Annotated in this window: 12 protein-coding genes; 6 read left to right on the top strand and 6 right to left on the bottom strand. The window is 37.3% G+C overall.

Features of this window, described 5'->3' with window-relative positions:
- The first annotated feature begins 227 nt into the window (after window positions 1-227).
- Complete coding sequence (locus tag ACZZZW_RS22745) at window positions 228-1,502, top strand: mechanosensitive ion channel family protein (protein ID WP_463496814.1); 1,275 nt, start codon at window positions 228-230, stop codon at window positions 1,500-1,502.
- Window positions 1,503-1,612: 110 nt separating this feature from the next.
- On the opposite strand, the gene ACZZZW_RS22740 is transcribed toward ACZZZW_RS22745, so the two are convergent.
- From ACZZZW_RS22740 to ACZZZW_RS22720, 5 genes are all read right to left on the bottom strand, one after another.
- Window positions 1,613-2,044 (bottom strand): hypothetical protein, encoded by a 432-nt coding sequence (locus tag ACZZZW_RS22740; RefSeq protein ID WP_463496811.1) that lies wholly within the window; start codon window positions 2,042-2,044, stop codon window positions 1,613-1,615.
- 26 nt (window positions 2,045-2,070) lie between these two features.
- Window positions 2,071-2,898, bottom strand: a complete 828-nt coding sequence (locus tag ACZZZW_RS22735; RefSeq protein ID WP_463496808.1) for an alpha/beta hydrolase family protein — start codon at window positions 2,896-2,898, stop codon at window positions 2,071-2,073.
- Window positions 2,899-3,137: 239 nt separating this feature from the next.
- Window positions 3,138-4,112 (bottom strand): PorP/SprF family type IX secretion system membrane protein, encoded by a 975-nt coding sequence (locus ACZZZW_RS22730; RefSeq protein WP_463496806.1) that lies wholly within the window; start codon window positions 4,110-4,112, stop codon window positions 3,138-3,140.
- Window positions 4,113-4,121: 9 nt separating this feature from the next.
- Window positions 4,122-5,060 (bottom strand): T9SS type B sorting domain-containing protein, encoded by a 939-nt coding sequence (locus tag ACZZZW_RS22725; RefSeq protein WP_463496803.1) that lies wholly within the window; start codon window positions 5,058-5,060, stop codon window positions 4,122-4,124.
- Window positions 5,061-5,091: 31 nt separating this feature from the next.
- On the bottom strand, window positions 5,092-5,808 hold the full coding sequence (locus tag ACZZZW_RS22720) for a hypothetical protein (protein ID WP_463496799.1): 717 nt from the start codon (window positions 5,806-5,808) through the stop codon (window positions 5,092-5,094).
- Window positions 5,809-6,190: 382 nt separating this feature from the next.
- Here ACZZZW_RS22720 and ACZZZW_RS22715 point away from each other — a divergent pair, with 382 nt between their 5' ends.
- Complete coding sequence (locus tag ACZZZW_RS22715; RefSeq protein ID WP_463496794.1) at window positions 6,191-7,765, top strand: Ig-like domain-containing protein; 1,575 nt, start codon at window positions 6,191-6,193, stop codon at window positions 7,763-7,765.
- 80 nt (window positions 7,766-7,845) lie between these two features.
- Here ACZZZW_RS22715 and ACZZZW_RS22710 read toward each other — a convergent pair whose 3' ends face one another.
- Window positions 7,846-8,229, bottom strand: coding sequence for a DoxX family protein (locus tag ACZZZW_RS22710; RefSeq protein WP_463496792.1), 384 nt, complete (start codon window positions 8,227-8,229; stop codon window positions 7,846-7,848).
- Between the two features lie 137 nt (window positions 8,230-8,366).
- Here ACZZZW_RS22710 and hemA point away from each other — a divergent pair, with 137 nt between their 5' ends.
- From hemA to hemL, 4 genes are all read left to right on the top strand, one after another.
- A complete protein-coding gene (gene hemA, locus ACZZZW_RS22705) occupies window positions 8,367-9,593 on the top strand; it encodes a glutamyl-tRNA reductase (protein WP_055912708.1) in 1,227 nt (408 codons plus the stop codon).
- 403 nt (window positions 9,594-9,996) lie between these two features.
- Window positions 9,997-11,577, top strand: coding sequence for a hydroxymethylbilane synthase (gene hemC / locus ACZZZW_RS22700; RefSeq protein WP_463496787.1), 1,581 nt, complete (start codon window positions 9,997-9,999; stop codon window positions 11,575-11,577).
- A 165-nt stretch (window positions 11,578-11,742) separates the two neighbouring features.
- Window positions 11,743-12,711, top strand: coding sequence for a porphobilinogen synthase (gene hemB / locus ACZZZW_RS22695; protein ID WP_463496784.1), 969 nt, complete (start codon window positions 11,743-11,745; stop codon window positions 12,709-12,711).
- A 96-nt stretch (window positions 12,712-12,807) separates the two neighbouring features.
- Window positions 12,808-14,178 carry a glutamate-1-semialdehyde 2,1-aminomutase gene (gene hemL, locus ACZZZW_RS22690; protein WP_463496782.1) on the top strand — a complete coding sequence of 457 codons (1,371 nt, stop codon included), beginning with the start codon at window positions 12,808-12,810 and terminating at the stop codon, window positions 14,176-14,178.
- Window positions 14,179-14,316 lie beyond the last annotated feature (138 nt).

Raw genomic sequence — 14,316 nt, 5'->3', positions numbered from 1 at the left:
GACACAGACCGAGGAATTAACATGGTTTGTGTCTCACAATTTATTTAGATTTTTATTCCCTGGTCTGTGTCCTCACAGACTAGTATAAAGCATAAATTTGTGAAATTATTTCTTATTCGATCTATTAGGACACAGACCGAGGGATTATCATGGTTTGTGTTTCACAAACTATTTTGCTTTATCTGGCACCATTTAATTTTTTCATCAATAAATCATAAATTGCTTTAATGAATATCCCGGAGTTTCAAACCCTATTTAACGAACTTAAAAACTGGCTGGCAGGCAAAGGCTTTACTGGTAGCGAACTCATTTATTCTTACTTTTTTATCGGACTAGTTGGTGTTGTTTTATTTTTATACATTACCATATTTCTTACCAGGCAGGTTTTTATTGGAGTAGTAAAAAGTGCCAAAACAAAGTCGGATTGGCAAAAAGCACTCTTCGAATTCCGTGTTTTTAGGGCGTTTGCCTTAATATTTGGTGCTTATATTATTTACAATGTAGTTCCTTATTTGTTTATCGATTTTAAAATCTGGCTTTTTTACGCCTTGATTTTTGCTAAGATCTACATGGTTTTAGCTGTGATGTTTGCTATTAATGCATTTCTAAATGCTTTGGTTTCCATCATGGAATCTTCAAAGAAATATGCCGATAAACCCATAAGAAGTTACAAACAGGTAGCCAAAATTGTATTTTATATTGTTGGTTTTGTACTTATTCTATCAATCATACTTGGCGAATCTCCATTGTATGTTTTCGGTGGTTTTGGTGCAGTAACTGCTGTTTTTATTTTGATTTTCAGAGATCCTATTTTGGGTTTTGTGGCTTCGGTACAGATGAGTGCCATTGACCTGGTTCGGGTTAGCGATTGGATTACCGTAGAAAAATATGGTGCCGATGGCGAAGTAACCGAAATCAATTTAACCACCATTAAAGTGCGAAATTGGGATAAAACAGTAACCATTGTGCCAAGTTATGCTATTGTGAGTGAATCGTTTAAAAACTGGCGGGCGATGGAAGAAAGTGAAGGACGTAGGATTAAACGGCACATTAATATTAAAATTTCGAGCATTAAATTCTGCGATGATGAATTGATCGGAAGGTTGCAGCGTATTGATTTTTTGAAAGATTACCTTAAAGAAACCCAGGCTTTTATTGAACGATTTAATGCCGAGAACACAGTAGATCCGAATAACCTGGTGAACGGCCGCCATATGACAAATATTGGAACTTTTAGGGTATATGCAGAGAAATACCTCGAAAGCAATCCAAATATTAATAAAGATTTAACTTTTATGGTACGCCAGCTGCAGGCAACAGAAAATGGATTACCTATTGAAATTTATGTTTTCTCTAAAGAAAAAGGACTAAAGAAATTCGAAGAAGTAGCTGCGGATATTTTTGACCATTTGTTGGCTGCGGTGCCGTACTTTGATCTCGAAATTTTCCAAAGCCCAAGTGGCAGCGATATGCGTAATTTTGTAAGGAGAGGAGATGATTAATATTAATAATTAGAACTCCCATAAATAATTTGCACCGAAGTAATTTCTTAGGAAAACCAAAGAAATGATAATCAAAAAGACTAAAATTCCTTGAAGGGTAACGTTTTGTGCTAGTTTTTATTAAAATAGAGAATTATCGCTAGCAAAACACCTAATGTACTGGTAACTAATCCAAAAAAATCATCCTTAAAAAGACGTGTTTTACAGACAATAATTAAATCCGATTTCCTTAAACCATAATAAAGGATAATGCCGGTTATTTTTGACCTACAGATTAGCAGGGAATCTTTCTCGTTTATTTCATTGAAAAGTTGAGGTGGGATCCTGTATTTTTCATGAAGGGTTTGAACACTAAAAATGCGTTGCCTTCCGTTTTTGGAGCGATATCCCTCAAAATCAACAATAAATTCATTATTTGATTTTACAGGCGAAAAATTAATGTCAAGAAAAATGATAAAACAGAAAAATAATGTTAATCCAATTAAGATCTTCTTAAATAGAGCTTGATTGAAGCCTGAGAAGTTTATATTATCTTGAGCCATAGTTTATAATGACTCAAGATATTAATTTATTCTTCATTTAAAAAAGTCAAAACCTTTTCACAAACTTTAAATAAAAGCGGCGGCAAAGTTTCGCTGGTGTAAGGTTGTGCTGCTCCGTAAACATGATTGGCACCTTCAATTTTAACCAATCTGCTAGCTGTATTTACTTCTGCTAAAGTTTGTGCAGTCTCAAAAGGCACATTAACATCATCATCACCATGTACAATTAACCATGGTATGTTTATGCGTTTGGCCGCATCTAAAATATTTAATGCAGCTGCGTTTTCTTCCAAATCTTCTAATAAAGTTACGTTTAAAGGCATTTGCTCTTTGGTACGAGCATTAGTAACGAATATTTTGCCGTTCTTTTTCCATTCTGCCTCCTGCTCTTTTTTCCAAAGGCTGTTAAAATCGGCTATGGCACTCCAGGTAATCAGTTTGTTAATTCTTAAATCGTTTGCAGCTTCAATAATGGATAAACCGCCACCACGGCTATGTCCAATCAGGTTTACCTTAATATCCTTACCATAAGCTTTTTCAATAAAATCCAATACCGCATTTAAGTCAAAAAGTTCTTTTGAAACCGTGTTGCTGGCAAAGGCATCCATATCGGTTACATCTTTTGGCTCGTCAACAGGAACACCGCTATGCGATAAATTAAACTTAATGTAACGATAACCATTATTGGCGAAATGCCGGGCAACTAAATTATGAGCACCCCAATCTTTAAAGCCCTTGAAGCCGTGTACAAAAAGAATAATTGGTGTATTAGGGTTTTTCTCATCAAAAGTGATATCGCCGATAATTAATTTTCCGTCAGAGCCGCTAAGACTAAAATTGCTTTGTGTAATCATAATTTAAAGGTGTTGGTACAAAAATATAAACCTACGAAATCTAATTTTGTTGTATGTTTTTTAAAGGACGCGTCATTTCGGCTGATGCGTAATCATGAATGTATGGCTAGGAAATCGATTACCATTATGCGGTAATCAAATGATTGCCAGTTTGGCTTAAAATAGAGGTAAGTAATCCCAAAATTCTTCCTCAAGGTTAATATTTATTATGTTTAATAACCAAAAGGCCGCCTTGTGATTTAAAAATAACATTTAGGCCTGCGGCTTTTTTTTGTGGTAAAATAATAGCCTAGTGAAATCTCGTGCGATCCATAATCATACTTCTGTAAACCGTTCAAACTAAAGTCATAACCATATCCGATCCGGAGATTATTGTTGGTAAAGTATTCGGCAATCACACCCGCTGCCGCAAGTTTGGATAAATTGTTCTGGAGATTATTTTTAGGATACAGTTTCACCGTACTGCGGTAAACGCCACCTATCCAAAAACGTTGTTTAAAAAGTATAAATGCGTTTAAATCCAAAGATGTAGGGCCGCTAATTTCGTCTTTTATCAAAAAGGCAGGTTTAATTATAAAGTCATCATTCATTTTTATAGCCATGCCGCCTGTAAGATAGAAATGCTTTTGCGGTTGAATGTTGAGCACCTGATAATTGGAATATAGCTTCAGGTTCCCTACGGATAAACCGGTTATGGAAAATCCCACAAAATATTTTTCATTAGAATAGAAAACACCCGTCCTTATTTCAGGTATTACCTGGCTAACTGTACCTGATGGAATAATAACGTCGCCCCCATCTCTTGGATCAAGCAGGTTGCCCTCTAGCCCTAGCTGTCTAATTCCCAAACCGATACCAAATGCCAGTACATTTGTTTCTGTTCTATCAAGCTTGATGCGGTAAGCAAAATTTCCTATAGCACCAAGGGAACTTTGCGCTCCGATTTTATCTTTAGCAATTAAAAGCCCTAGCCCTACGCTTTCATCTTTTACGGCTTCGTCAGCAGAAACTGATATGGTTTGTGGGGCACCACGTACTCCTACCCATTGCGCTCTGGCATAGGCCTGAAGATATAACTCTTCTTTATAACCTGTATAAGCTGGATTTATGAAAGTGCCATTAAAAACATATTGTCCAAATTGAGCGTCTTGCTGCCCCCGGGCAATAAGCTGTGTAAATAAGGCCACCAGAAAAAATACTGCATGTTTCACCATTCTTTTTATCTATCTTAGGATAGTAATATATCCGTTCTGCTCAATCCATGAACCCTTAACATTCCTGACCCTAAGCAGGTAGAAATATGTTCCATCGGCCAGTTTGCTCCCGTTCCAGTCGTTTTTATAATTAGTGGCCTGATATACTGTGCTTTGCCATCTGTTTATAATGGTGAGCTGGTTCTCATCAAATGAATCTAGGTTATCGATAATCAGGAAGTCGTTTTTACCATCTCCATTGGGGGTAATCACATTAGGCACCCTGATTGCTGATATGTTTTTGTTGTCGGTAGAAGTATTATTGCTCAAATCCGGATCAGTTTCCATAGCGGTAACATTTGCCGTATTGCTTACTTTACCCGCTTGTTTGGCCATAACTTTTACAATCAGCTCTGAGAAATATCCATTCTGTAGCTGGGGGATCGTCCAGTTTATCGTCCTGTTTTCAACATCATAGTTAGCATTTCCATCAGTTGGAGTGTCAAAGCTCTCAAAAATCAAATTATCCGGTAGTTTGTCAACCACCTTGATCTGGTTGGCAGTGGCTGCACCGTTGTTGCGTACATTTATGTTGTAATTAAAAAGCTGGTTACTTAGCACTTCTCTAATTTCCGATCGTTTTGTAATGGCTACATCAGCAAGTATTGGCTGTGCTATAATTATCTCAATCTCAACAGATTCATCAGAGGGACAGTCACCACTGTTCAACGCCACTACCTTATAAATTCCGGGCACATTAACTGATAAACTGGATGTATTTATTCCCGGTAGCACATTACCATCCCTGTACCATACAAAGGAGCTAGCCTCAGCACTGTTTGCCTGAAGCGCAGCTGTTCCGCCATTTTTTAGGACGAATTTTTTTCTTTTTACCGCTGTCTGGCCATGACCTTGCACAACCAAAACCAGAAACATTGCAAAAAAGAAAAAGACGAACTTGCGCTCCATGAGGTATTATGCTGAATTATGCTGCTGACGTTTAAAGCGTTTCTTGGGCTGCACCCGTTACTGTTACAGTTGGCGTAATTGGTTTAGCATTAACTATTACTTCTTTAATAGCAGACTCAGCTTTACAATAATATGCATCAGTACCGGCAGTGGTAACCTTATAGGCCGTCCTCAACCTTAACTTATAGGTTCCGGCAATGGTTGGGGTGTAATTAATGCCCGTTGCATCAGTAATCTTACTTTCTGTACCACCGGTATTTACTGTGTACCATTGATAGGCAAATGTTTGGTAGGTATCCTGAGTGGTAACATTACCTTTCTGTTCTTCAGCTGTATTAGCGATACAAAAATTCTTGGGTGTAAAATCTACACTTAGCGATTTAAACACATAAACCGGAATTTCCTGGTATGGAGTTTCACAGAGCGTAGCATCCGCAGGTGTACCTTTTAAATAGTAATACCCGGTTGCTGCGTTTTCAACAGTATTTGGTGCAGTGATTGTTACTGATGTTCCGGTAGTTGCAGGATCATTAACTGCCAGATCGACCTTGGTAGCACTGTAATAAATTTTATGAGTATACCCAACCGGTATTGTTGCAGATGCGGCGTCGGCATAACTAAAACTTCCTCCCGCACATACCAGGGTTACGCCAGATGTTGTAGGTGTAACCTGTGCATGTAATACCAATTGTGTACAAGTCATTAAGACTGCTAACGATAAAATAAATCTAGTAAAAAAAATTTTCATAAAAATGCTGTTATAGGGTTTAATGATTAGATAATTTACTTATTAAATAGGTGTATATTTAAGACCATAAATATATATTATTTATTTTATGTTTTTGTAATAATAAAACAACAGGATTACGAAAAAATAATTTATTTTTATGCTCTTGTTAAAATTGGTCAAATACATTTATGGGTACTAATAAATCAATATCTATCTGTTTTACGCACTGCTGGATATTTTTTAGCTATGGATGCGACATAATTTTTTTACTTTTCGAAAAAAGATATGACTTGCAAAAATAGATATTTTAAAAATTAATTATTCGTCTTAAATGTAGTTTCGGATATACAAATTTTGTAGTTTTAAATTTATAATAAATAATAATTAATAAAGCCATTAAATGACTAAAAAGTACATACTTATATTTATCTTATCCATATGTATAAATATGGTTCGGGCACAAAGCACATTGGATACTGATGGAGACGGCATTGCCAACAATATAGACCAGGATGATGATAACGATGGGATTTTAGACGCAATTGAAAATACATGTTCACTTCCTCCGTTCAGTACTTCTATTAATCCCCAACTGTTTTGGGATTTAAATTCAACACCTTTTCCAGGGTCACTGGAAAAGAATTTGTTTGCTCCAGATGTAATTACCTCAAGTAGTAGTGTTTCGTTTGGGGGAGGATTTGCATCTTCCACAAACGGCTATCTTTGGACATTTAATAATGCCACTGCAACAACCTCGGCACAAGCAATAAGCAATAATCAGTACATACAGGTTACTATTCCTATGGCCAGTACCGCAAATAGGGTTTATGAGTTAAAAGATTGGATAACTTATTATGCACTGAACCAGCTTCAGAATGTAAAGATTGTAATATCCACCAGTCCGGCATTTACCACTAACACGGTTTTGTATGATGGTACTGTACCTACATTTTCAGCTGGTGAAGGCTTTTATAAAACATCCCTGACTAAGAATTTCAGGCTGTTATATGGCAGTACCTATTATGTGAGAGTTTATCTGTACGGCAACAAAAGTGCGTTTAATTTCGATAGTTTTAGCTTTAATGGAGTTTGTTATACAGATACTGACGGTGATGGAATTCCAGATCTGGAAGATACAGATAGTGATAACGATGGTTGTTCTGATGCCAATGAATATTATAATGACAAAACCAAAAGCGGGAGTGATAATAGATATGGTGATGCAAGTTCGAGAACTGTTGACGCAAATGGGAAGGTTATTGGTGCCGCATACACATCAACTAAATACAATAATGTGATAACGAGGGGAGGCATGGTGGCAATAAATGCTCAGCCAGTAAAACAAATTGTAAATGTTGGTGATAATATCAGTTATACCGTTGGTGCCATCACATCCGCAGGGAATTTAAGTTACCAATGGCAAGTTTTAGCCACAGCAACAGGTAGTATATGGACCGATATTACAAATGCGGGAGGATACAATGGTGCCTCCACAGCTACCCTTTCCATTACAAACGCAACAAAAGCCATGAATATTTATCAGTATCGCGTTAAGATAATTAATGACAATAATGTTTGCCAGGAGGCAGTTTCAGATGCTGCTTTGCTTGATGTTAAACCTCAGGCTATCAATGATAACGTATGCTATACCCCGCACATTAACCAAACCGTTCCTGTTTTGAGCAATGATAATGTTGGTGATACGCCAAATCCTACAACTGTAGTGATCAAAGACCCTGTTACATCAATATTCTCTAATGCAATTACCGTAACAGGCCAGGGCAGCTGGGAAGTGAACAATACAACAGGCAATATTACCTTTAAGCCTCAGGCAGGTTATAACGGCAACCCTTCAATAATTTATAAAATGAAGGATAACGAGGGCAACACTTCTAACGAAGCTACCGTTACCCTAACAGGTACCACTGCGCCTGCTGTTATTGTGCAGGGCAGTCCACATTCAGCTGTATTTTGAAATTTACTTAAACCATTTTTATATAAACCATCAAAACTTCATTGCACTCCGCTCCAAATGATGCATTTTTTATAAGATAATCAAATTGTTTTTTTATAATAATACCATGCCCAACCCACAAACAATAACTGAACTGGCAATCTTAACCATGCAATAAACGGTGTTACCAAGATTTTGCCCAACTTAAACGGAGCCAGCTGGATCATGTAGATATGAGCAGGTAAAAAAGCGATCAGCATCAATATAATCAGCAACGCGGCAAGCTTTCGGGTTCCGGAAAAAAGCAATAATACACCTAAAATGATTTCTAATATTCCAGAAAAGTAAATTAAAAAGCCAGGTACAGGCAACCATTTTGGCATAATTACGTAATATACTGCAGTGGATAAAAAGTGATTACATCCTGCCATAACGTAGAAAGCAGCATATATCAAGAGTAGAAACTTATAAATTGGTTTTTTCATCTAATCAATATTATATTTGATGATAATGCGGCTCTATTTAAAACCGTTCTAAATTGATGTAAATTACAGGTTAATGACAGTCACATGCCTTCACCCTGTTACTTTTGTATCCCGATAATAGTTAATAACGGAATCACTTGGAATATTTAAAAGTAATAGCTTTTACGCATCACCACATCGACCTGAAATCTTTAGGGAAATTAGTTATTTGTGACCAGAGTTTAGATAGCAGATTGAAGAATGTTCAAGCAGAACTTCCCGTTAGCGAAATTTTCTATATTGGAACCTGTAACCGTGTTGAATTTGTTTTTCTTACCAAAGAGAAAACCGACAAGGAATTTGTAACCAGGTTTCTTACCGTTTTAGATATGGGCCTGCCTCCCGAATTTATGGAGCGCTTTCTTGATAACGTTTCTGTTTACGAAAACGAAGAGGCCTTTAATCATTTGCTCCGCACATCCTGCTCATTGGAGAGTTTGGTAGTTGGCGAGAAAGAAATTTTAGCACAAATTCGTAAAGCTTACGAAAATTGCCGCGATGCAGGTTTTACTGGTGATTACATGCGCATGATCATGGATCGTGTGGTTAAAACGGCTAAAGAAGTTTATACGCATACCAATATTTCAAAAAACCCTGTTTCTGTTGTTTCATTGGCATACCGTAAACTAAAAGAACTGAATATGTGTGGCAACTCACGTATTTTGATCATTGGTGCCGGTGAAACCAACCAGAATATTGCAAAATACCTTAACAAGCATAAATACTCGAATTTTTCCATTTTCAACCGTACACTCTCAAAAGCAGAAACCCTGGCCGAAGAGTTGAACGGAAAAGCTTATCCTTTAGAAGCACTTGAAGATTTTAACGAAGGATTTGATGTAATCATTACCTGTACAGGTTCTACCGAAGCAATTATCGACGAAGAATTGTATGCCAAGTTATTAAAAGGCGAAACAGGCAAAAAGGTTATTGTTGATTTGGCCATTCCTAATGATGTTACACCAGCTGTAATTCACAATAATCCTGTGCATTACATTGAGGTAGAATCGCTTAAGGAAGTGGCACGCAAAAATATTCAGGAACGTTACAACGAACTGGTACATGCAGAAGAGATTATCAGCAATAATATTGCTGAGTTTTTTTATGTATTGAAACAACGCCGTATCGAACTTGCAATGCAGGATGTACCCCGTAAAATTAAAGAAATCAAAAATACAGCCTTAAATGGTGTATTTGCAGATGAAATTAGCCAAATGGACGATGCATCGCGCGAGGTTTTAGAACGTGTAATGAACTACATGGAGAAAAAATGCATCAGCGTTCCGATGATTATGGCTAAAGAAATTCTGGTTAATCAACCTTAATCAGCTTAAACGCAAAAAGCGTTAAGGCTTTTGCAAAGGGTACCAAGGCTGGTGTTTTACACTTTTTTTCCACTTTTTCTAACATTCTTCATTTGTGTCATCCCGAATGAAATGAAGGATCTTTCATTTTTAGAGAAATCCCTAAAATAATTTTCTTGTCGTTATGCTGAACTAGTTTCAACCTCACCTATTGACAATACCCATAGGATATTCATTTCCTTAAAATCGTGTCACTCATAATTATTTTTGTACAATAAATTACTCCTCATAATCACAAGTCACTTATGTAATGTCACAGAAATCCCTTAAATTATCCCTTCTGTAACCTCACTGTCTCATTTTTAAACAATTCATGGTATAAATCACTAATTAAATTAAATTTGCAACTCATTTAACCTTTATAGTGAAGAAATTAACCATCGGAACACGCGGTAGCGACCTGGCTTTATGGCAAGCAAATCATATAAAAGATGAATTGGCAGCCATTGGAATTGAAGCAGAAATAAAAATCATTAAAACACAGGGTGATAAAATCCTGAATTTAAGATTGGATAAACTGGAAGGCAAAGGCTTTTTTACCAAAGAACTGGAAGAAGAGCTTTTGGGCGGAACAATTGATTTGGCAGTACATTGCCTTAAAGATCTGCCAACTACTCATCCAGATGGATTGATTATTGCCGCATTGCCTCCACGCGAAGAAGCAAGTGAATACCTGCTGATTTTAAAAGATTGTGTGGATGTATCGCAAAAGCTTTCCTTAAAAAAAGGTGCCATGGTTGGTACTTCATCCAATCGCCGTAAAGCACAGTTGCTTGGCTTGCGTCCTGATCTTGAAATTGAAGATCTGCGTGGAAATGTACCTACACGCATTCAAAAACTTCGTGATGAAGATTACGATGCCATTTTGATTGCTAAAGCAGGTGTGAAGCGTTTAAATCTTGATGTAAGCGATTTACATGTAGAAGAACTTGAAACTACAGAGTTTATTCCGGCACCTGCACAGGGCGCTTTAGCAATTCAGATCAGGGAAAATGATACCGAACTTTTTGAAGCACTTCAAAAACTGCACGATCCTGAAACAGCAGAAACAGTAACCGTAGAGCGGAAGGTTTTAAATCTTTTTGAAGGAGGTTGCCACATGCCTTTAGGTTGTTATTGCAAAAAGGAAAATGGAAAGTTCGAAATCTGGACATCAAAAGCCGAAACTGCAGATCACTTTCCTGAACGTTTATTTTTACGCGCAGAAAGTACCGAAGGTTTGGCCGAAACAATTGTAGCCAAGTTTAATGTAGAAAGAAAAAAACCTGCAAAGGTTTTTATCTCACGCGAAATTGGCGAACACAGTTATTTCCGCAGAGCCTTAGAAAATAATAATATTGAAATAGAAGGACGTTCATTAATTCGTACTTTTCCAATAGTAACTGTTTTAGATCAATTCATTTTACGACAGGTAGATTGGGTTTTCTTCAGCAGTCGCAACAGCGTTGAATATTTTTTCAATTTAAAACCTGTATTGCCTAAAAAAACAAAATTTGGTGTAGTTGGAAGAGGATCGGAAGATGCTTTGCGCAAATTTGGTCATTTTGCTGATTTTGTTGGTGAAAGTGGCGATATTACTGAAGTTGCTGAAGATTTTGCACAATTGGTTAGCGGGCAGCAAGTATTGTTTCCAAGAGCGCAGGATTCTTTACAATCGATTCAAAAGTCGCTCCCAGCTGATGCTAAAATAATCGATTTGCCAATTTACGAAACGGTTATAGAAGAAGATATTGATCAGAGTTATGCCGATGTGCTGATTTTTACCAGTCCTTCAAATGTTGATGCCTACTTTGTGGATAATTTATTAGAACCAGGCCAACAAGTAATTGCTATCGGTAACTCTACCGGCAAAAAATTCGATGAAATGGGAGTGAAATACGCATTGCCATATTCACCTGACGAAATTGGATTGGCTGAAGCTGTTTTTGGGATAGAGATAAAGTAAGTTAAGGTAGAAGGTTTAGGGGAAAAAGCAGGAAGCATAATGCTATATATTAAATCCAAAAAATCTGTGTAATCAGTCAATCTGTGCAATCACCCTAAAAAAAATAAAAAAGATAAACAGGCCTCGACACTCGAATTTAAGGCCTTGATGCTAAATAAATAAAATATGTTAAATCGTCCACGTAGATTAAGGAAAAACCCATTGGTGAGGGAGATGGTAGCCGAAACCCGGTTATCGAAGGATATGTTTGTGTACCCTTATTTTATAGTGCCGGGCAGCAATGTTAGCCATGCCATTGATGCCATGCCGGGTGTAAACCATTACTCGGTTAATACCCTGGTAAAAGATGTTGAGGCTGGAATGAACAAGGGGCTTAACAAAATTATGCTTTTTGGTGTTGGTGATGAGAAATCAGAAGATGCAAAATCTGCTTATCACGACCATTCTTTGGTTCCAACCGCAGTTCGCGAACTTAAAAAGCAGTTTGGCGAAGATTTATACATCATTACCGACGTTTGTGTTTGTTCGTATACTACCCATGGTCATTGCGGAATTTTAGAAAATGATTATGTTCAAAATGATAAAACCGTTGAGGTAATTGCAAAAATGGCTTTAACACATGCCGAAGCTGGCGCTGATATGTTTGCACCATCAGATATGATGGATGGGAGGATTGAAGCCATGCGGAACCTTTTAGATGAAAATGGTTTTGTAAACGCAGCCATTATGAGTCATGCCACAAAGTTTGCTTCAGCCTATTACGGGCCTTTTAGAGAGGCTGCAGATTGTGCACCGAGTAAAGGTGATAGAAAAGCCTATCAGATGGATTTTCGAAACCCTTTGGAAGCTTTACGTGAGGCCCAGCTTGATGAGCAGGAAGGTGCTGATGTGCTAATGGTGAAACCTGGCTTGGCTTATTTAGATATTATCCAGCGGTTAAAACAAGATACCAATTTGCCAATTGCAGTATACAACGTATCAGGCGAATATTCAATGGTTAAAGCTGCCGCAGAACGCGGATGGATTGATGAACAAAAAGTTGTGATGGAAACCATGCACGCCTTTGCCCGTGCAGGTGCAAGCATTATTACTACTTACCATATTAAAGATATTTTAAATAATAACTGGATTTAGATAAGCTGAAAGCTTAGAGCAAAAAGACTAAAGCCATTTTATAGCGCTTTACTTTTCGCTTTAAGCTTTAGTCTTTCAGCTTTTAGCTCAAAAAAAATGTTAGATTCATTAAAAAAAATGTTTTCAGGCAACGAAGCCGATATTCCAGTAAATACAGGAAGTAAGCCTGATATTTCGAGGGTTAAATCTGCGGAGTTGTACGAAAAATCAAAAACGTATTTCCCAGGTGGTGTAAATTCTCCGGTAAGGGCTTTCAAATCTGTTTATGGTACACCGCTTTTTATCGAAAAAGGGGATGGCTGTTACATTTGGGATGCAGATGGCAATCAGTTTATTGATTTCTGTGGAAGCTGGGGCCCATTAATTTTAGGTCACAATAACCCTAAAATCCGCGAAAAAGTGACGGAGGTAATGCAGAACGGAATGAGTTTTGGTGCGCCAACAGCTTTAGAAAATGAATTGGCAGAACTGATTATTAAAAACAACCGTTTTGTAGAGAAAATCCGTTTCACCAGTTCAGGTACCGAAGCGGTAATGTCGGCAATACGTTTAGCAAGAGGTTTTACCAGTCGCGATAAAATTTTAAAATTCGAAGGTTGTTACCATGGCCATAGCGATTCGCTTTTGGTTAAAGCGGGTTCTGGCTTGGTTACTTTTGGCGAAACATCTTCAGCAGGTGTACCAAAATCTTTCGCTGAAGAAACCATTGTAATTCCTTTAAATGATAAAACTGCTATAGAGCAGGCTTTTGCTCAGTTTAAAGATCAAATTGCTGCTGTAATTATTGAGGGTATCCCGGCAAATAACGGTTTAATCATTCAGGATGAAGATTACATTCATTTTTTGCGTAAAATCTGTACCGAGAATGGTTCACTTTTAATTTTTGATGAAGTAATTACCGGATTCAGGGTAGGTTTTGAAGGTGCTGCTGCACATTATGGCGTTACTCCTGATATTGTAACTTACGGAAAAATTATTGGAGGTGGCTTGCCTGTTGGTATGTATGGGGCACGTGCAGAAATTATGGCGCATATTTCTCCAGATGGCGGTGTTTACCAGGCAGGAACTTTATCTGGTAATCCGGTGGCCATGGCAGCAGGTATTGCAACGTTAACAGAGTTAAATAAATCAAGCTTTTATAAAGATTTAAATACCAAAGCGCAAGAATTTGTGGCCAGTATTCAGCGTTTTGCAACTGCGCGTAACTATAAATTCAAAGTATTTACAATCGGATCTATTTTCTGGTTTGCCTTTACCGATAAAGATAAAATTCAGTCAGCTGATGATATTGATGCAGGAAGTATGGAGAAATTCAAAATTATGCACCGCGAATTATTAAATAGAGGAATTTATTTAGGCCCATCAGGATATGAAGTTGGTTTTGTATCTTCAGCACACACAAAAATTGAACTGGAGAAAGCGAAACGTGCTATTTTTGAAGCATTAGACTTGGTATTTAAGAAGTAAGGCTTTATTTTAAGATCGTTATCGCGAAATCGAAGTAATCCTACTACAATCGCTAGGCTTTAAACCCTATAGCATTTAGATTGCTTCGTCGTTACTTTTTGCAATACGGACAAAAAACATCTGTGTAATCAACCCGAA

The sequence above is a fragment of the Pedobacter sp. AC379 genome (assembly GCF_979258145.1).
This window is presented reverse-complemented; position numbering and strand designations above follow the sequence as displayed.